Origin of the sequence: Methylobacterium sp. UNC378MF, assembly GCF_900103195.1 — a bacterium.
Classification (GTDB): Bacteria; Pseudomonadota; Alphaproteobacteria; order Rhizobiales; family Beijerinckiaceae; genus Methylobacterium.
Map to the genome: position 1 here is coordinate 79,929 of NZ_FMWU01000018.1, position 18,294 is coordinate 98,222.

Consider the following 18,294-nt stretch of genomic DNA (forward strand, 5'->3'; position numbering starts at 1 on the left):
CGCGCCTCCTCAAGCAGCCAGCGGCTCGGGCGCGGCGCGCCCGAACATCAAGTCGTCCACATTCGTGATCGGATCACCGGAGCGGATCAGGTCCTTGCAGGCGCCCTGCTCGGCAATGTCGCCGACGAACACCGCACCGATCAGCCGACCCTCGCGCACCAGCAGCTTGCGGTAGAGGCCGGCGCCGGGATCCGAGAGGACGATCGCTTCGGCGTCGTCGGGTGTGTCCACGATCCCGGCCGAGAAGACCGGCAAGCCCGAAACCTTCAGGCTCGTGGACAAAGCCGTACCCCGGTACTCGGCTGGCTGACCGGAGAGATGGCGGGCCAGCGTCTCAGCGTGCTCGTAGGCCGGCTCCACCAGGCCATAGATCTGGCCCCGGTGCTCGGCGCATTCCCCCAGGGCGAAGATGCGCGCGTCCGACGTCGTCATCCGGTCATCGACCGTGATGCCCCGGCCGATCGTCAATCCCGCTTCCTTCGCCAGCGCCACCGACGGGCGCACGCCCACCGACATCACCACGAGATCGGCCGGCAGCACGGTGCCGTCCGTCAGGACAAGCCTCTCGACGCGGGACGCGCCCTCGATCCGATCGGTGTCGGCCTTGAGAATCACCTGAACGCCCCGCGCCTCCATGGCCCGCTTCACCAGCCCGGCCGCGTGGTGGTCGAGCTGGCGCTCCATCAGCCGGTCCATGACGTGCAGCAGCGTGGTCTCGACGCCGAGGCGGGCGAGCCCAACCGCTGCCTCGAGGCCCAGGAGGCCGCCGCCGATGACGACGGCGCGGGCGTGCTGCACGGCCGCCTTGCGGATCGCCACCACGTCGGCGAGGTCGCGGAAGGTGATGACGCCCGGAAGGTCCATGCCGGGCTTCGGCAGACGGATCGGCAAGGAGCCGACCGCGAGGACCAGCTTGTCGAAGGGCAGAACGTGGGTCTCGCCCACGATCACGAGCCCGTTCTCCCGGTCGATCTGCGTCACCGGCGCGCCGGTAATCAGGCGAATGCCGTGATCCGCGTACCAGTCGAGGCCGCGGAAGGCGCAGGCCGCCTCATCGACCTCACCGCCGAGCAGCGAGGAGAGCAGGACCCGGTTATAGGCGGCCGTAGGTTCGGCCCCGATGCAGGTGATGTCGAAGCGGCCCGGGGAAACCTCCGTCAGCCGCTCCAGGAAGCGCAGGGAGGCCATGCCGTTGCCGACGACGACGAGCCGTTCGCGCGGCAGGCCCGACCCGGCGCGCGCGTCGTGTCCGCGTGTGTCCTTGGGAGATATCGCCATCGCTCGATCGCGTCTGGAACCTCGAGTGCAGGGTCGTTGGCGGACCGCCCACGAAAAAGCCGCTGCCGGTCGTCTCCCAGCAGGCTGCAGCCTCAGGGAGAACCGGATCAGCGGCCTCGCTGACGGCGCTGTCCGTCGCCATTGACGGACGAGGGAGGAATTGCAGGTTCCGTGCCAACCGACGCGTGCGATGCGAGGGGCAGGGGATGCTCTCGGATTGGTGGACGCCGCTACGAGCAAGGCCGCGAGGCTGACGCGTTGCGGCGCTGCACAAAAACTGTGCGGGCCGGCACAAAACCGGTCACGCGCCGGCAAGGTGGCCAGTAAGGGGCGGCGATGCCCGATGTGTCGGGGAGGAGGAGAGGAAGGACGCAGCGGCTACACTCGGTCGATCACGACCCAGGTCCCCGATGCGCGCCGGGCAGGACACCAGCGCGATCCCAATGGAAGGCGCGTCCCGTTGGTTGACTCAGCAATTATTCTGCTGAACGTTACAGGAAAGCGGTAGATCACAACGTAGTTGCCGGACGGTCGGCGTGGACAAACACTGACCCGCTCTCGGAAACACAAGACGAATTGGTAGGACGAATTCGTAAGTTTGACTTCACGCTTCGCTAGAGGAACGTCGACAGCATCGCCAAGAGGCCCAAAGTCGGCATCGCTCCTGCTACCAGAGCCCAATACCAGGCGGGATGTGCCCCGGCCCGGCGGTTGTCGTTGCAGGCGCGTGGCACCCGGCCGCCCCGGTTCACGTAGCGTCGAAGTTCGACCCGCCCACGCGGATGCGACATCGACAATCCAGTTTCGAGTTTGCGACATCCAGGCATGGCGGAGGCACAACGGGCGAGCCTGCCTGGCGTTCCACCACCGTTCGGGCCGTTTCGGCGGGCTGGTGACGAACGGCATGAAGTGTCGCCGACCTCAAGGATCCGCGATCGCCGCACGGTAGAGATCCGGTCTGTAGACGGTCTCAATCGCTGCCGCGATGTCCAGATGCGGGGGAAGCTGCTGCGACGCGTGCATCTGCTCCAGAACCCAACGGGCATGCTCCGCCCGTGGCTCCTGGACAGGCTCGCCGAGGCGAAGGCCCATGCCGGTCCCGGCGGGTGCGTCCGGATCGCCGGGAAAGGCCCGGCCGATCAGGGCCGGATCGAGGTCCAGATAAGTCCGGCGGCCCAGGCGATGGATCAGCTCGGTCCTGTTTTCCGGATCGGCGCACCAGCGTCCCGCCCGCGCGACCGCACGCACCAGTGGCAGAATCGCGTCGTCGAGCCGTGCCGAGACGGCCAGAACCTTCTCGACCACATCCGGCGCCAGGGCGCTCCCCTGCACCGCGATCCGCCCATGGCCAGCCGCGGCCGCCACATCGTTCCAGGGCGCGCCTGCGCAGAATCCGTCCACGAGACCGCGAGCCAGAGCCTCGACGCAATGTTGGGGCGGGACCACAACCGTCCGGAGCGCCGCCGGATCGAGCCCGCCCGCCTCGGCGAACAGCCGCAGCTGATAGCTGTGGCACGAGAAGGGGTGGACGGTGCCAAGGGTGACGGTGCTGCCGGCGCGATGCCGCGCTTCGGCGACGCCGGCGAAGGCACGGGCGACATCCGCCGGAGCCTCGCTGTCCGGAGCCATCGCGTTCCAGAGATTGCGAGACAGGGTGACGGCGTTGCCGTTGGCGCTGAGCTGGAGCGGCACGACCAGATCCGAAGGGGGGCCGGACAGGGCGAGCCGGCTTGCCAACGCCAGAGGTGCCAGCATGTGCGCAGCGTCGAGGTAACCCAGCGCCAGCCGGTCGCGCAGCGTCGCCCAGGACGGTTCGGCTGTGAGGTCGAGGTCGAGCCCTTCGGCCCGGGCGAAGCCCAGTTCGTGGGCCGCGATCAGAGGCGCCGCATCGCAGAGCGGAACGTAACCGAGCTGGAGCCTCATCCGAGCAGGTCCGCGGTGGTGACGATCGCCCGGGCGATGTCGGCAATCTTGCGCTTCTCGTTCATGGCCTTGCGGCGCAGTTGCTTGTACGCCTCGTCCTCGGAAAGTCCCTTCAGATTCATCAGGATGCCCTTCGCCCGCTCGATCAGCTTGCGGTCGGCGAGTTCACCCCGCGCCTCCGTCAGCTCGCGTTGGAGCCGCGCGAAGGCGTTAAAGCGCAGGATCGCGATATCGAGGATCGACTTGATTCGCTCGGCCCTTAGCCCGTCCACCACGTAGGCGGAGATCCCGGCATCGACGGCGGCCTGCATCATGGTCGAATCCGACCGGTCGACGAACATCGCCACCGGCCGCTCGACCTGCCGGGAGACACCCGACATCTGTTCGAGGATGTCCCGGCTCGGGCTCTCCAGATGGATCACCACCACGTCGGGCTTCAGCGCGGCCACGCGCTCCATGAGATCGGCGGTGTCGGGGATCACGACCACGCGCCCGATCCCGGCGGCCCGCAGGCCCTCTTCGAGAATGGCCGCGCGGGCACGGCTCGGATCGATCACGGCGACGGTGAGATTGGTTTCGGTCATCGTGGCCCGGAACAGGGCGGGTCTTCGCTGGAGGCCTGCCCGGATCGGGCCGCCGCAATCGTAGCAAGACCCATGCCCATGCTCGTGCCCGCCGCCGACCACGCCGACTCCGACTCGACTGCGCCGGTAACCGACGCGCAATGAAACGGTCCAGCTTCCGCCGCAATGCTGGCCGCATTCTCTATGCCTCGAGGCGGTCATGGAGATCGGTGATTCGGATGCGCAGGCCAGATAAGCCCGCCCTGACGGATACCGCGAACGGCCGCGTGTCCATGCCCTTCCTGCCGACGCTGGCTGTCGTGGGGCTCCTGGGCCTGGCCTCGCTCTACTGCCCATCGTCAAATCCGGTCCGGCCCGGCGCCGAGGCGAACCTTGCGCTGCGCGATCCGCTTACGACTGAATCCGTCGGACCGGCTCCCGCCCGGACGGCGCCTTTCCCGACCGATTTCGCCAGATCGGCTGCCCTCGTCCCGGCGCCTGCCCGTGTGCCGGCCTCGATCGCCTTCGCTGAAGCCTATCCGCTCGACGGCTCGGCCTCGAAGGCCGTGGCCCTGCATACGGGGAGCCCGACCCGGCCGGCGGGCCGCCTCGCCGTGAACCGCCGCGCCTGCCCGGGTCGCCGTTGCCCGGAGATTCCGCAACGCGCCGTGGATCCGTTCGTTGCCGCGCATGCGGAGGCTGCGGAGCCGGGCGGAGATGGACCGGTTCCGGGTTCGGCCCTCCCCTTCGTCGAGACGGTGGCGGAGACATTGGCGCCCGCCGCGCGGGTTGTCGGCGACGCAGCCGATCTCGTGCGCAGCGGCGCGGCGGCGATGAAGGGGTCCGTGTCCCTGGCGGTGGCCGACTGCCTGCGCTGACGGGCGGATCTTCCCCGAGAGCCGCACCCGACCGACCCGTGTTGTTCCGCAGGCATGCAGATCTCCGGCCTCGTTCTCGGGAGGACATGTCGGCAACCGCTTGGCTCGCAGGGCGGAACCGGGATGCAGACCCGCGGTCGCAGCACGTCTCCGCATCGGAGGGATTTCCGGAGGTCCGCCCCCGGAGATCCCCTCAAGGTCCGGGCTCCTCTGGATCTCCCGGCATCCCGTCCTAGGTGCGTTGCAGCGGATGGCCCGGGCTGCCGTCCGCGGACCGGAGCCGGGGCCGGATGGCTGCACGCATCGAGGATTACGCGCTCATCGGGGATTGCCGCAGCGCGGCGCTGATCAGCCGGCAGGGCAGCGTCGACTGGTTGTGCTGGCCGCGCTTCGATGCGGCCGCGCTGTTCACCAGCCTGCTGGGAACCGAGGCGCACGGATTCTGGAAGATCTTTCCCGAGGCCGAGAACGTCGAGACGCGGTGGTCCTACCGGCCGGGTAGCCTCGTCCTCGAGACCCGCCACAGCACGCGGCAGGGGGAGGTCCTGGTTACGGATTTCATGCCGGTCGGCGACGGGTCCCATCTCGTGCGACTCGTCGAGGGCGTGCATGGGCGGGTCGCGATGCGGATGGAGATGGCGGTCCGCTTCGATTACGGCTCGGCCGTGCCCTGGGTGTCCCGCTCGGAGCTCGGCGACCTGCGCGCCGTCTCGGGGCCGCACAAGGTCGTGCTGCGCAGCGACGTCCATCTCAAGGGATCCAACGCGCAGACCACGGTGTCCGAGTTCACCATCCATGCCGGCGAGAAGCACCGGTTCGTCCTGAGCTACGGCCCCTCGCACGAGGACGACCCGCCCCCGATCGAGCCCCGCAGGGCCCTCGTGTCCACGGATCAGCACTGGCGCGAATGGACCTCGCGCTGCACCGGCGGCACCGCCTGGGACCGGGTGCTGCAGCGCTCCCTCCTGACTCTCAAGGCGCTGATCTATGAACCCACCGGCGGCATCGTGGCGGCGCCCACGGCGTCCCTGCCGGAGGGGCTCGGCGGGATCCGCAACTGGGATTATCGCTTCTGCTGGCTGCGCGATTCGACGCTGACGCTGATCGCCCTGATGGACGGGGGCTATATCGACGAGGCGCGTGCCTGGCTGGGCTGGCTGTTGCGGGCCGTTGCCGGCAACCCAGAGCAGGCGCACATCCTCTACGGGATCGGCGGCGAGCGGCTTCTGCCCGAGATCGAGCTGGACTGGCTGCCCGGCTACGAGAATTCCCGCCCGGTCCGGATCGGCAACGCCGCCGCCAGCCAGTTCCAGCTCGACGTCTACGGCGAGCTGTTCGACGCGCTCTATCAGGCCCATGCGCGCGGCCTGCCGGTGAGCAAGGACGGAATACGGGTCGGCCTCGCGATCCTCGGCCATCTGGAGCAGGCTTGGCGCCAGCCCGACGAGGGGATCTGGGAGGTGCGCGGCGGACGGCGCCACTTCACCCATTCCAAGGTCATGGCCTGGGTCGCGTTCGACCGGGCCCTGCGCATGCACGAGATGCACGAGAACGGCGCTACCGAGGAACAGGCCGCGCGCTGGCGCGCTATCAAGGACGAGATCCACGCCGAGGTCTGCGAGAAGGGCTTCGATCCCGCGCTCAACAGCTTCGTCCAGTCCTATGGCTCGAAGGCGCTGGACGCGAGCCTGCTGCTCATCGCCCATACCGGCTTCCTGCCGCAGCATGATCCCCGGGTGATCGGCACCGTTGAGGCGATCGGCAAGGGGTTGATGCGGGACGGATTCATCCTGCGCTACGAGACCGAGGGGCAGACCACGGACGGGTTGACCGGCAACGAGGGGGCTTTCCTGCCCTGCACCTTTTGGTACGCCGACAACCTGATCGGCCTGGGGCGCCGCGACGAGGCGGCGACGCTGATCGAGCGCCTGATCGGCATCTGCACCGATCTCGGCCTCGTCAGCGAGGAATACGACGTGCAAGCGAAGCGTCTTGTGGGTAACTTCCCGCAGGCGTTCACGCATGTCGCGCTTGTCAACACGCTGCTCAGCTATACGCGCGGCGAAGGGCCGGCGGATCGGCAGGGTGGTAAGGCCAACGGAGCTCCTCCCGCCGTCCTGCGGCAGCGCGAAGCCGCCAAGCGGACCGCGAGAGGCGAACTGGAAGACGCGACATCATGAGCGGTGCTGACACTCCGGCCAAGGCGGCCCTCGCTGAGATCGATACCCTCAGCATCAACACGATCCGGACGCTCGCGATCGACGCGGTGCAGAAGGCCAATTCCGGCCATGCCGGCGCGCCCATGGCGCTGGCGCCGGTCGCCTACACCCTGTGGAACCGCTATCTGCGCTACGACCCGGCGCATCCGCACTGGCCGAACCGCGACCGGTTCGTGCTGTCCTGCGGCCACGCCTCGATGCTGCTCTACGGGCTCCTGCACCTCGCGGGCGTCGCCGAAAGCGACGGCGGCAACGCTCCGGCGGTGTCGCTGGAGGACATCAAGAAGTTCCGCCAGCTCGACAGCCGCACCCCGGGCCACCCGGAATACCACTTCACCACCGGCGTCGAGACCACTACGGGCCCGCTCGGCCAGGGTGTGGCCAACTCGGTCGGCATGGCGATGGGCAGCCGCTTCCTCGGCCAGCACCTCAACCGGCCGAACCTGCCGCTGTTCGACTACAACGTCTACGCCGTCTGCTCGGATGGCGACCTGATGGAAGGTGTCGCCTCGGAGGCTGCCTCGCTCGCCGGCCACCTGCGGCTCGCCAACCTCTGCTGGATCTACGACGACAACACCATCACCATTGAAGGTCACACCGAACTGGCGTTCGGCGAGGAGGTGGCGACCCGCTTCCTGGCCTATGGCTGGCAGGTGCTGCGCGTAGCCGACGCCAACGACGTGCACGCGCTGGCGGGCTCCATCGAGACGTTCCTCGCCACCAACGACCGGCCGACGCTGATCATCGTCAAGTCGGTGATCGGCTACGGCGCGCCCAAGAAGCAGGGCACCTCGAAGGCCCACTCGGACGCGCTCGGCGAGGACGAGGTCAAGGGCGCCAAGCGCGCCTACGGATGGCCCGAGGACGCCCAGTTCCTCGTGCCGGACGGCGTGCAGGAGAACTTCCGCGACGGCATCGGCAAGCGCGGCGCCGGCCTCTACGACGCGTGGCAGGGTCTGCTCGCCAAGGCCAAGGAGGCTGATGCCGAGCACGCCGAGGAGCTGAACGCCTTCCTGGAGGGCCGCCTGCCGGAGGGCTGGGACAAGGACATCCCGGTCTTTGAGCCGGACGCCAAGGGGCTCGCCACCCGCGAATCCTCCGGCAAGGTGCTCAACGCCATTGCCCAGCACGTGCCGTTCCTGCTCGGCGGTTCGGCGGATCTGGCGCCGTCCAACAAGTCGAACCTGACCTTCGAGGGCGCGGGCTCGTTCGGTCCGTTCTCGCCGGGCGGCCGCAACCTGCATTTCGGCGTCCGCGAGCACGCCATGGGCTCGATCGTGAACGGCCTGGGCCTCTCCGGCCTGCGGGCCTACGGGGCGACCTTCCTGGTCTTCGCCGACTACATGCGCCCGCCGATCCGGCTCGCCGCGCTGATGGAGCTGCCGGTCTTCCACATCTTCACCCACGACTCGATCGGCGTGGGCGAGGACGGGCCGACCCACCAGCCGGTGGAGCAGCTCCTGTCGCTGCGGTGCATCCCGGGCCTCGTGACCCTGCGGCCGGCCGACGCCAACGAGGTCGCCGAGGCCTACCGGGTGATCTTCTCGCTGCGGAACCAGCCGGTGGTGCTCGCCCTCTCGCGCCAGCCGCTGCCGACTCTCGACCGCACCAAGTACGGTGCGGCCTCGGGCACCGCCAAGGGCGGCTACGTGCTCGCCGATTGCGACGGCACGCCCGACGTCATCCTGCTGGCCTCGGGATCCGAGGTGCAGCTCTGCATCGGTGCCTACGAATCCCTGAAGGCCCAGGGCGTGAAGGCTCGGGTGGTGTCGATGCCGTCCTGGGACCTGTTCGAGCGGCAGGACGCGGCCTACCGCGACTCGGTTCTGCCGCCCGCCGTGAAGGCCCGGGTCGCCGTGGAGCAGGGCAGCGTCATCGGCTGGGACCGCTATGCCGGCTCCGAGGGCGCGATCATCGGCATGCACACCTTCGGCGCCTCGGCGCCGATCAAGGATCTCCAGACCAAGTTCGGCTTTACCCCCGAGAAGGTCCTGGAGGCCGCCAAGGCGCAGGTGGCCAAGCATAAGAAGTAGCCCGACGGCCATTCCCCCCTCCCCCTTGTGGGGAGGGGCCAGGGGTGGGGGTGGTGCAGAAGGCACCGATGCGCTCGTTCCTGCGCCACCCCCAGGCGGGATCTTCGATCCCCAAACTCCTCCCCGCAAGGAGGAGAGCGCGTTCCGGGTCCGGGACGCGGTACGCGAGACGAGGAACCGACATGAACGCGCTCAAGGCCCTGCACGACGAACAGGATCAAGCGGTCTGGCTCGACTTCGTGGCCCGCGGATTCATCGCGAAGGGCGAACTGAAGCAACTCGTGGAGCGGGACGGCCTGCGGGGCGTCACCTCCAACCCGTCGATCTTCGAGAAGGCGATCGGCCACTCGGACGAGTATGACGACAGCCTCAAGGCCGTGCAGGCGACCGGCGACAGCCGCGTGATCGACCTCTACGAGGGATTGGCCATCGCCGATATCCAGGCGGCCGCCGACGTGCTCCGCGCGGTCTACGAGGCGAGTGACGGTGCCGACGGCTACGTTAGCCTGGAGGTCTCGCCCTACCTCGCCCTCGATACCGAGGCGACGTTGATCGAAGCCCGGCGCCTGCACAAGGCAGTCTCGCGCGACAACCTGATGGTGAAGGTGCCGGCGACCCCCGAGGGAATCCCGGCGATCCGCCAGCTCACCGCCGAGGGCATCTCGATCAACGTCACCCTGCTGTTCTCGCAGGAGGCCTACGAGGCCGTGGCCCGCGCCTTCATCGACGGTCTCGACGAGCGCGCGAAGGCCGGTCACGACGTCTCGCGGATCGCCAGCGTGGCGAGCTTTTTCATCAGCCGCATCGACGTGCTGGTCGACAAGCTCCTCGACGAGAAGATCGCCCAGGCGAACGACCCCGACGAGAAGATCGCCCTGGAGCAGCTCAAGGGGAAGGTGGCGATCGCCAACGCCAAGCTCGCCTACCAGCGCTACAAGCGCATCTTCGCCGAGTCGAAATGGACGGCTCTCGCCGAGAAGGGCGCCAAGGCGCAACGGCTCCTCTGGGCCTCGACGGGCGTGAAGAACAAGGCCTATTCCGACGTCCTCTACGTCGAGGAGCTGATCGGACCGAACACCGTCAACACCATGCCGCCGGCAACGATGGACGCGTTCCGCGACCACGGCGTGGTGCGGGCGACGATCGAGGAGGATGTCCCCGGCGCCGAGGCCGTGATGGCACGGCTCGCCCGGAGCGGCATCGAGATCGAAAAGATCGCCGAGCAGCTAGTGAAGGAGGGCGTGCAGCTCTTCATCGACGCGGCCGACAACCTGCTGGGCGCGGTCGCCGGCAAGCGGCTGGCCCTCCTCGGGCACCGTCTGGACGGCCAGAGCCTCGCCCTGGACGAGTCCCTCGCGGCCGAGGCGAAGAAGACGGTCGAATCCTGGCGCGCGAGCGGGTCGATCCGCCGGCTCTGGGCGGGCGACGCCTCGGTCTGGTCCGGCCATGACGAGGCGAACTGGCTCGGGTGGCTGCACATCGTCGAGGAGGAATTGGAGAAGGCCGCGGATTACGCCGCCTTCTCCGACTGGGTGAAGGCGCAAGGCTTCACCGACGCGGTGGTGCTGGGCATGGGCGGCTCGAGCCTCGGTCCGGAGGTTCTGAGCCTGACCTATGGCCAGCGCGAGGGCTTCCCGAAGCTCCAGATCCTCGACTCGACCCATCCGGATCAGGTCCGCGCCCTCGAGGCGAGCATCGACCTGGGCAAGACGCTGTTCATCGTCGCGTCGAAGTCCGGCTCGACCCTGGAGCCCAACGTCTTCCGCGACTACTTCCTGGCCCGCGCGAGGGACGTGCTGGGCGAGAGGGCCGGCGAGCATTTCGTGGCGGTCACTGATCCCGGCTCCGACATGGAGCGCGCCGCCAAGGCGGATGGGTTCAAAAAGATCTTCTACGGCGTGAAGCAGATCGGCGGGCGCTACTCGGTGCTCTCGGCCTTCGGCCTCGTGCCGGCCGCCGCCATGGGCCTCGACGTGAAGGCGCTCCTCGAGACCGCCCGGATCATGGTCCGCTCCTGCGGCCCGGCCGTGCCTCCGGCCGTGAACCCGGGCGTCCTTCTCGGCACCGCCATCGGCGCCGCCGCGCGCGCCGGGCGCGACAAGGTGACGGTCATCGCCTCACCGGCGATCGCCAGCTTCGGCGCCTGGGCCGAGCAGTTGATCGCGGAATCGACCGGCAAGCAGGGCAAGGGCCTCGTCCCGGTGGACGGCGAGCCGGTGGGGGTGCCGGCGGTCTACGGCCACGACCGGTTCTTCCTCTATCTCCGCCTCGACGGCAACGCCGAGGCCACGCAGGACGAGGCACTGCGTGCTCTGGAGCGCGACGGCCACCCGGTCGCCCGCATCACTCTGGATTCGATCGAGCAGCTGCCGCAGGAATTCTACCGGCTGGAGATGGCGACCGCGGTGGCCGGCGCGGTGATCGGCATCAATCCGTTCGACCAGCCCGACGTCGAGGCCAGCAAGGTCGAGACCAAGAAGCTGTTCGCGGAGGCCGAGGCGAGCGGCGCCCTCCCGGCGGAGACGCCGCTCTACGCGGACGACGCGATCGCCCTCTACGCCGACCCGCAGAATGCGGAAGGGTTGAAGCAGGCGGCCGACGGCCTGGAGCCCGCCCTCAAGGCGCAGCTCGCCCGGCTCAAGGACGGCGATTATCTCGGGCTCCTCGCCTACGTGCCGCGCGATGCCACGACCGCCGGTATCCTGCAGGAGGCGCGGATCGCCGTGCGAGACGCCCGCAAGGTCGCAACCTGCCTGGAATTCGGTCCGCGGTTCCTCCACTCCACGGGGCAAGCCTACAAGGGCGGACCGGATAGCGGCGTGTTCCTCCAGATCACCGCGGATCCGACGCGCGACCTGCCGATCCCCGGCCGGAAGCTCGGCTTCGCCACCGTTGTGGCCGCACAGGCGCGAGGCGATTTCGCGGTTCTCGCCGAACGCGGCCGGCGGGCGCTGCGGGTCCATATCAAGGGTGATCTCGAGACGGGGCTGAAGCGCGTTGCGGCGGCGCTCAAGGCCGCAGTGGCGTGATGCGTCGGGAAGGGGCGGCGGCCGGTGGTCGCCGCCCTTTGCCGGGCGCATGCAGCGCCAGCGGAATGCCAGCCGGGACCCGGCACAAGGAGACGCGCAGCATCCGGATGAAGATGGCTAGGTGTTCGGAGCCGTTTCACGGCACGTCTCGTGCCGGGTCCTGGATCACCGTCCACGGCGTTCCAGGGGTCCGGGAAAGCGTCGCGTTTCAGGGTTTGACGTCGGCGAAGCCGTAGAACCTCAACCCCGCCTCGCGGGGTCGACCGGTAAGGAAGGGCAGCAATGCAACTCGGCATGATCGGCCTCGGCCGGATGGGCGGCAACATCGTCCGGCGTCTCCTTCGCGATGGCCACAAAGCCGTGGTGTTCGACCAGAACCCCGCCGCGGTTGCGGCCCTGGTTGAGGCCGGCGCGGTCGGCGCGTCCAGCCTGGAGGATCTGGTCTCCAAGCTGGAGGTGCCGCGGGCGGCCTGGGTGATGCTGCCGGCGGGCGCGATCACCGAGCAGGCGGTCCAGACCCTCTCGGACCTGATGCAGTCCGGCGACTGCATCATCGACGGCGGCAATTCCTTCTACGGCGACGATGTCCGCCGCGGCCTCGCCCTCAAGGAAAAGGGCCTGCACTACGTCGATGTCGGCACCTCGGGCGGCGTCTGGGGACTGGAGCGCGGCTACTGCATGATGATCGGCGGCGACAAAGAGACTGTCGACCGCCTCGATCCGATCTTCAAGACCCTTGCGCCGGGGGTCGGCGACATCCCCAAGACCCCGAACCGGGAGGGTCGCGACCCGAGGGCCGAGCAGGGTTATATCCATGCCGGCCCGACTGGCGCCGGACACTTCGTCAAGATGGTCCATAACGGCATCGAGTACGGCCTGATGCAGGCCTATGCCGAGGGCTTCGACATCCTCCGCCACGCCAATGCCGCGGAGCTTCCGGCCGAGCGCCGCTTCGACCTCAACATGGGCGACGTCGCCGAGGTCTGGCGGCGCGGCAGCGTCGTGTCGTCGTGGCTCCTCGACCTGACCGCCCAGGCGCTGGCCGGCGACGAGCAACTGACCGACTTTTCGGGCTACGTCGAGGATTCGGGCGAGGGCCGCTGGACCATCAACGCCGCCGTCGAGGAGGGCGTCCCGGCGACGGTGCTCTCCGCCGCTCTCTACCGCCGCTTCCGCTCCCGCGAGCACGCCAGCTACGCCGACAAGCTGCTCTCGGCGATGCGCAAGGGCTTCGGCGGCCACCAGGAGCCGAAGACGTAGAGAAAGGGGTCAGCGCGTGAGCCTTCCCATCGGCACCCACGTCCTGAAGGATCCGCAGGCGGTCGCCCGGGAGGCGGCCGAGCGGCTGATCGCGGCCTGCGGCGAGAGCCGCTCCGAGCGGATCGCGATCAGCCTCTCGGGCGGCTCGACGCCGAAGCTTCTATACGGTCTGCTCGCCGGGCCGGACTACGCGACGCGTGTGCCATGGGAGCGGATCCACTGGTTCTTCGGCGACGACCGCGCGGTCCCCTGGGACGATGCCCGCAGCAACGTGCGGATGGTCCGCGAGGCGTTCAGTCACGGCTCGCGGATCCCGCCGACGCATCTCCATTTCATCCCCTCCGACCTGGGACTGGAGGTGGGGGCCCGCGCTTATGAGCGGACACTCCTGGACTTCTACGGCGCCGAGCGCCTCGATCCGGCACGGCCGCTGTTCGACCTCGTGCTGCTCGGCCTCGGCGAGGATGGGCATACCGCCTCGCTGTTCCCCGGAAAGCCCGCCGTCGACGAGACCCACCGGCTCGTAGCCCCCGTGCCCGAGGCCGGTCTGGAGCCCTTCGTCCCGCGGATCAGCCTGACGCTGCCGGCGCTCGCCTCCTCGCGGCACGTCCTGTTCCTGGTCACGGGTGCCGGCAAGAGGGCGCCCCTCACCCGGCTCGCCGCGGGTGAGGACCTGCCCGCCGGTCGCGTAACCAGCACGGGCGCGGTGGCGTGGCTGCTCGATGAGGCCGCGGCGGGTTAAGACCCCCGGGGTACTCTCCCCTCGGCGCTGCACGGACCGTCTGCAGCTGTGCGCGGCAGAGACCGCGCGCTGGACTGCCTCGGTGCCGCGAAGGACCTGAGTGGCGCAAAGAGAGTCGCGTCCGCAGCACGATCCCCTGTTTCGGCGGCGGCTTCGCAGCGCGCGCGCAAAGCGCGCAACAGCATTCCGCAAATGAGCCCTGGAACGCAATGTCATTGCCGCGTCGGGGGGAAATGCGCGCAACAACGCAATCCGGCAGCGTCGGCCTTTCGGTACCCTTTGCACAGCCTCGCGAAGCGCGCCGAAGGAGACCCGCCGATGCCGCAGACGACCAGCCCGACCGATGTCGAGGCGATGTTGGCGAGTCTCGCCCGCTCCGCGCGCCGCTCGCCGGATGCCTATCTGGCCTCGGCGCGCGCCGCTCTGCTCCGCATCCTGGCTCGGCCGGACCTTCTCGACTCGACGAAGCTGCTCGGCCGCGGTCCGGGCTTGAGCCGCAATCTTCTGTTCGGCAGCGAGGCGATCAGCGTCTGGGCGATGGTCTGGGCTCCCGGCGCGGTGACGCCGGTCCACGACCATCACTGCTCGTGCTGCTTCGGCCTGCTGCGCGGCAGCCTGCGGGAGACGTGGTATCGCCCGATCAGCGAGACCCACGCGGTGGCGACGCAGGACGTCGTCCGTGAGCCCGGCTTCGTCGCCTGCATGATGCCTTCGGGGCCGAACCTGCACCGGATCGCCAATGACGGACCGGATGTGGCCGTCTCGATCCACGTCTACGGCTACGACCACCGGGCGCAGGATACCTCGATCCACCGGACCTACGCGGTGGCGGCGGGCTGAGGTCCGCCGCGGCGCGATCACGTCACGTAGATCGTCGGGACGGCGGTCGTGTACTTCATCTCCTCCATGGCGATGGACGAGGACAGGTTCGAGAAGTCGAGCTTGGCGATGAGGCGCTGGTAGACTGCATCGTAGGCCTCGATGTCCGGCACCACGATCCGCAGCAGGTAATCGATCTCGCCGGTCAGGCGCCAGGCCTCCACGATTTCGGGGAAGCCGGCCACCACCCGCCGGAAGGCGTCGGACCAGTCGGCGGCGTGGCGCGGCGCCTTCACGGCCACGAACACTGTGGTGGGGACGTTGACCTTGCGGCGATCCACCAGGGCGACCCGTCGCCGGATCACGCCGGAGGCTTCCAGCTTCTTCACCCGGCGCCAGCACGGCGCCGCGCTGATCCCGACCTGCTCGGCGAGCTCGGCGATCGGGAGCGTCGCGTCCTGCTGGAGCAGGTCGAGGATCTTCCGGTCCACCGCGTCCATGCGATCGATGCTCCCGCCGACGGGTCCGGGCCGGATTACAGCGTGAAATGCTTCGAGAGCTTGAGCCCCTGAGCCTGGTAGTTCGAGCCCGCCCCCGCCCCGTAGAGCGTCTCCGGCAGGTCGAGCATGCGCTCGTAGACGAGGCGGCCCACGATCTGCCCGTCCTCCAGGAGGAACGGCACGTCGCGGGAGCGGACCTCCAGCACGGCCCGCGCCCCCGCCCCGCCGGCCCCGGCATAGCCGAAGCCCGGGTCGAAGAAGCCCGCGTAGTGGACCCGGAACTCGCCCACCAGGGGATCGAACGGCACCATCTCGGCGGCGTGGTCCGGCGGGACCTGCACCGCCTCCTTGGAAGCCAGGATGTAGAACTGCCCGGGGTCGAGGATCAGGCTGCCCGACCCGTCGGCGGCGAGCGGCTCCCAGAAATCGGCAGCCCGGTGGCGGCCGGGCGCATCCACGTCGACGAGGCCGGTATGGCGCTTCGCCCGGTAGCCGACGAGGCCGTCGAAGCCGGCGAGGTCCACCGAGACCGCGACGCCGCCCTGGAAGGACGGGCTGCCCGCGTCGACCAGGGCCGAACGGGCATGCAGCAGGCCGAGTTCGGACTCGGTCAACCGCGGCGTCCCGCGGCGGAATCGGATCTGCGACAGCCGGGAGCCGCTGCGCACCAGGACGGGGAAGGTGCGCGGTGAGATCTCCGCGTAGAGCGGCCCGTCATAGCCGGGCTCGACCTGATCGAAGGCCTCACCCCGGTCGGTGATGACCCGGGTGAAGACATCGATGCGGCCGGTCGAACTTTTCGGATTTGCCGCCGCGGCCAGGTTGCCGGGAAGAGCCAGGCTCTCTTGGAGTTCCGCGATGTAGACGCAGCCCGTCTCCAGGACGGCGCCGGGGCGCAGATCGACCGCGTGCAGCGACAGCCGGTCGACGCAGGTCTGGACCGTTCGTCCCGAACCGGGCAGGAAGCTCGTCCGCACCCGGTAGGCCTTGGCGCCCAGGCGCAGATCGAGGCTCGCGGGCTGGATCTGATCGGGCGCGAAGGGGGCTCCGGCGCGGATGCCGCCCGCTTTGGCCAGGGCGGCGATCGCCTGGGCCGGCAGAATGCCGGAGCGGCTGTCCGCGCCCGGATTGGCGGCTCCCTCGGCACCCTCCTTGGTACCCTCCTGGCCTGCGCCCGCGTTCATCGCGCTCCGACTCCCTCGCGCGCCCCGGCAGGTCCGCGTCCACCGCCCGTTTTCTGCCCGGACCGGCTAATACCGGCTTAACCCATGGATGGGCTCCGCGAGACTGCGGCGCCCGGGACGATCGGGGCACCCGGTCCGGCGCCGCGCGAGGTAGTCCCCGCAATTGACGGCGATTCCGCAGCCTACTACCACCGGCCGGGAAGCGTGTTCCATTCGGCTTCAGCGAGTCGCACCGTCCGAAGAAGGGCCTATTAGGGCGATGTACAAGGCCGAGACGCGGGGAATAAGTGTGACTGTTCAATCTCGCTTCGTCGAGGAGGAATCCTCGCCGACCGAGAGCCGGTACTTCTTCGCCTACACGGTCGAGATTGTGAACAACGGCAGCGAGCAGGTTCAGCTGCGTTCGCGGCATTGGCGCATCATCGACGGGCACGGAGCCTGCCAGGAGGTGCGCGGCACCGGTGTGGTCGGCAAGCAGCCGGTGCTGGAGCCGGGCGAGTCCTTCTGCTACACCAGCGGCTGTCCGCTCAACACGCCCGACGGGTTGATGGCCGGCAGCTACACCATGGCGACGGTGGCCGGCGAGAGCTTCGAGGCCGAGATCCCCGCCTTCTCCCTCGACAGCCCGCACGTCCGCCGCAGCCTGCATTGAGGTCCCGGCCCGGGGCCTCGCCCCGGAGGAATACATGTCCGCGACCGGCGAGCGGCAGAGCCCCCTCGACATGCTCGCCCGCCTCGTGTCCTTCGACACGGAGAGCGACAAGTCCAATCTCGACCTCATCGACTCAGTCTGCGCCTATCTCGACGGCTGGGGCGTGCCATATCTGCGCCTCCCGAACGCTACGGGCGATAAGGCGGCCATCCTGGCCACGATCGGGCCGATGGTCGATGGCGGCGTCGTCCTCTCCGGCCATACAGACGTGGTGCCGGTGACGGGGCAGGCCTGGACCGGCGACCCGTTCACGCTGCGCGTCGCCGACGGCCGGGCCTATGGCCGGGGCGCCGTCGATATGAAGGGCTTCGATGCCCTGGCGCTGGCTTTGGTGCCCGACATGCTCGCCGCCGACCTGAAGCGGCCGATCCACATCTTGCTCTCCTACGACGAGGAGACCACCTGCCTCGGCTCCCTGGATGGGATCGCACGGTTCGGCGAAGACCTGCCCCGGCCGGCCGCTGTCATCGTCGGCGAGCCCACCGGGATGGAGGTGGCGGACGCCCACAAGAGCATCGTCACCTGCCTCACCACCGTTCACGGCCACGAGGCCCATTCCGCCCGGCCCGCCCTCGGCGCCAATGCCGTGTCGGCCGCCTGCGACCTCGTCGCCGGCCTCAACCGGATCGCAGATCTGATGATCGAGCGCGGCGACTCGTCCGGCCGGTTCGACCCGGCCTCGACCACAATCCATGTCGGGACGATTCACGGCGGCACCGCCCGCAACATCCTGGCGAAGGAGTGCCGCTTCCACTGGGAGTATCGCGGTCTGCCCGATCTCGACCCGGCCGAGATTCCGCGCCTCTTCGCCCAGGAGGCCGAGCGGGTGACCCGCGAGCGCCTCAATCGCTATGGCGCGTTCGGGCGGATCGAGACCCTGGAGGAGGTTGATATCCCGGGTCTCGCCCCGGAGCCCGGCTCGGAGGCGGAGCGGCTCTGCCTGCGCTTCGCCGGACGCAACCGCACCATCGCGGTCCCCTACGCCACGGAGGCCGGGCGATTCCAGGCGGCGGGCCTGCCGACCGTGGTCTGCGGCCCCGGCGACATCGCCCAGGCGCACCAGCCCGACGAGTTCATCACCCTCGATGCCCTCGGCCAGGGGGAGCGCTTCCTGCGCAAACTGATCGAGGCCAGTGCGTCATGAATGCGGTGAC

At 69.0% G+C, this 18,294-nt stretch carries 14 protein-coding genes; 9 read left to right on the forward strand and 5 right to left on the reverse strand.

Features of this window, described 5'->3' with window-relative positions; translation table 11 throughout:
• Window positions 1-9 precede the first annotated feature (9 nt).
• The 3 genes from BLT59_RS19305 to BLT59_RS19315 all read right to left on the reverse strand — a co-directional run bounded on the left by BLT59_RS19305 (window position 10) and on the right by BLT59_RS19315 (window position 3,785).
• Entirely contained in the window at window positions 10-1,278 is a 1,269-nt protein-coding gene (locus BLT59_RS19305; RefSeq protein ID WP_091783931.1) for an NAD(P)/FAD-dependent oxidoreductase, read from the reverse strand.
• A gap of 921 nt (window positions 1,279-2,199) precedes the next feature.
• Window positions 2,200-3,201, reverse strand: a complete 1,002-nt coding sequence (locus tag BLT59_RS19310) for a CmpA/NrtA family ABC transporter substrate-binding protein (protein ID WP_091783937.1) — start codon at window positions 3,199-3,201, stop codon at window positions 2,200-2,202.
• A complete protein-coding gene (locus BLT59_RS19315; RefSeq protein ID WP_091783942.1) occupies window positions 3,198-3,785 on the reverse strand; it encodes an ANTAR domain-containing response regulator in 588 nt (195 codons plus the stop codon). The genes BLT59_RS19310 and BLT59_RS19315 overlap by 4 nt, the downstream gene beginning before the upstream one ends.
• Before the next feature lie 218 nt (window positions 3,786-4,003).
• On the opposite strand from BLT59_RS19315, the gene BLT59_RS19320 reads away from it, so the two are divergent.
• The 7 genes from BLT59_RS19320 (at window position 4,004) to BLT59_RS19350 (ending at window position 14,765) form a co-directional block, all read left to right on the forward strand.
• Window positions 4,004-4,642 (forward strand): hypothetical protein, encoded by a 639-nt coding sequence (locus tag BLT59_RS19320; protein ID WP_091783948.1) that lies wholly within the window; start codon window positions 4,004-4,006, stop codon window positions 4,640-4,642.
• Window positions 4,643-4,932: 290 nt separating this feature from the next.
• Window positions 4,933-6,822, forward strand: coding sequence for a glycoside hydrolase family 15 protein (locus BLT59_RS19325; RefSeq protein WP_091783954.1), 1,890 nt, complete (start codon window positions 4,933-4,935; stop codon window positions 6,820-6,822).
• Window positions 6,819-8,894: a transketolase gene (tkt, locus tag BLT59_RS19330; protein WP_091783959.1), complete on the forward strand. Its 2,076-nt coding sequence runs from the start codon at window positions 6,819-6,821 to the stop codon at window positions 8,892-8,894. Before BLT59_RS19325 ends, tkt begins: the two co-directional genes overlap by 4 nt.
• Before the next feature lie 182 nt (window positions 8,895-9,076).
• Window positions 9,077-11,923: a bifunctional transaldolase/phosoglucose isomerase gene (locus BLT59_RS19335; protein ID WP_091783964.1), complete on the forward strand. Its 2,847-nt coding sequence runs from the start codon at window positions 9,077-9,079 to the stop codon at window positions 11,921-11,923.
• A 282-nt stretch (window positions 11,924-12,205) separates the two neighbouring features.
• Entirely contained in the window at window positions 12,206-13,183 is a 978-nt protein-coding gene (gene gnd, locus BLT59_RS19340; RefSeq protein WP_091783970.1) for a phosphogluconate dehydrogenase (NAD(+)-dependent, decarboxylating), read from the forward strand.
• A gap of 16 nt (window positions 13,184-13,199) precedes the next feature.
• A complete protein-coding gene (pgl, locus tag BLT59_RS19345; protein ID WP_091783975.1) occupies window positions 13,200-13,925 on the forward strand; it encodes a 6-phosphogluconolactonase in 726 nt (241 codons plus the stop codon).
• A gap of 318 nt (window positions 13,926-14,243) precedes the next feature.
• Window positions 14,244-14,765, forward strand: a complete 522-nt coding sequence (locus BLT59_RS19350) for a cysteine dioxygenase (protein ID WP_091783980.1) — start codon at window positions 14,244-14,246, stop codon at window positions 14,763-14,765.
• Between the two features lie 17 nt (window positions 14,766-14,782).
• Here BLT59_RS19350 and BLT59_RS19355 read toward each other — a convergent pair whose 3' ends face one another.
• Both BLT59_RS19355 and BLT59_RS19360 read right to left on the reverse strand, forming a co-directional pair.
• Window positions 14,783-15,244, reverse strand: coding sequence for an Lrp/AsnC family transcriptional regulator (locus BLT59_RS19355; RefSeq protein ID WP_091783984.1), 462 nt, complete (start codon window positions 15,242-15,244; stop codon window positions 14,783-14,785).
• 35 nt (window positions 15,245-15,279) lie between these two features.
• Window positions 15,280-16,428, reverse strand: a complete 1,149-nt coding sequence (locus tag BLT59_RS19360) for a 2'-deoxycytidine 5'-triphosphate deaminase (protein WP_244514056.1) — start codon at window positions 16,426-16,428, stop codon at window positions 15,280-15,282.
• A gap of 259 nt (window positions 16,429-16,687) precedes the next feature.
• Here BLT59_RS19360 and apaG point away from each other — a divergent pair, with 259 nt between their 5' ends.
• Both apaG and argE read left to right on the forward strand, forming a co-directional pair.
• Entirely contained in the window at window positions 16,688-17,080 is a 393-nt protein-coding gene (gene apaG, locus BLT59_RS19365) for a Co2+/Mg2+ efflux protein ApaG (protein ID WP_012319280.1), read from the forward strand.
• Between the two features lie 34 nt (window positions 17,081-17,114).
• Window positions 17,115-18,284 carry an acetylornithine deacetylase gene (gene argE, locus BLT59_RS19370; RefSeq protein ID WP_091783988.1) on the forward strand — a complete coding sequence of 390 codons (1,170 nt, stop codon included), beginning with the start codon at window positions 17,115-17,117 and terminating at the stop codon, window positions 18,282-18,284.
• Window positions 18,285-18,294 lie beyond the last annotated feature (10 nt).

Excerpts from the sequence above, each read along its gene's own strand:
- BLT59_RS19360 (WP_244514056.1), bottom strand. The coding sequence starts at position 16,428 with ATGAACGCGGGCGCAGGCCAGGAGGGTACCAAGGAGGGTGCCGAGGGA.
- gnd (WP_091783970.1), top strand. The coding sequence starts at position 12,206 with ATGCAACTCGGCATGATCGGCCTCGGCCGGATGGGCGGCAACATCGTC.
- BLT59_RS19315 (WP_091783942.1), bottom strand. The coding sequence starts at position 3,785 with ATGACCGAAACCAATCTCACCGTCGCCGTGATCGATCCGAGCCGTGCC.
- BLT59_RS19350 (WP_091783980.1), top strand. The coding sequence starts at position 14,244 with ATGCCGCAGACGACCAGCCCGACCGATGTCGAGGCGATGTTGGCGAGT.
- argE (WP_091783988.1), top strand. The coding sequence starts at position 17,115 with ATGTCCGCGACCGGCGAGCGGCAGAGCCCCCTCGACATGCTCGCCCGC.
- tkt (WP_091783959.1), top strand. The coding sequence starts at position 6,819 with ATGAGCGGTGCTGACACTCCGGCCAAGGCGGCCCTCGCTGAGATCGAT.
- BLT59_RS19335 (WP_091783964.1), top strand. The coding sequence starts at position 9,077 with ATGAACGCGCTCAAGGCCCTGCACGACGAACAGGATCAAGCGGTCTGG.
- BLT59_RS19355 (WP_091783984.1), bottom strand. The coding sequence starts at position 15,244 with ATGGACGCGGTGGACCGGAAGATCCTCGACCTGCTCCAGCAGGACGCG.
- BLT59_RS19310 (WP_091783937.1), bottom strand. The coding sequence starts at position 3,201 with ATGAGGCTCCAGCTCGGTTACGTTCCGCTCTGCGATGCGGCGCCTCTG.
- BLT59_RS19305 (WP_091783931.1), bottom strand. The coding sequence starts at position 1,278 with ATGGCGATATCTCCCAAGGACACACGCGGACACGACGCGCGCGCCGGG.
- BLT59_RS19325 (WP_091783954.1), top strand. The coding sequence starts at position 4,933 with ATGGCTGCACGCATCGAGGATTACGCGCTCATCGGGGATTGCCGCAGC.
- BLT59_RS19320 (WP_091783948.1), top strand. The coding sequence starts at position 4,004 with ATGCGCAGGCCAGATAAGCCCGCCCTGACGGATACCGCGAACGGCCGC.
- apaG (WP_012319280.1), top strand. The coding sequence starts at position 16,688 with ATGTACAAGGCCGAGACGCGGGGAATAAGTGTGACTGTTCAATCTCGC.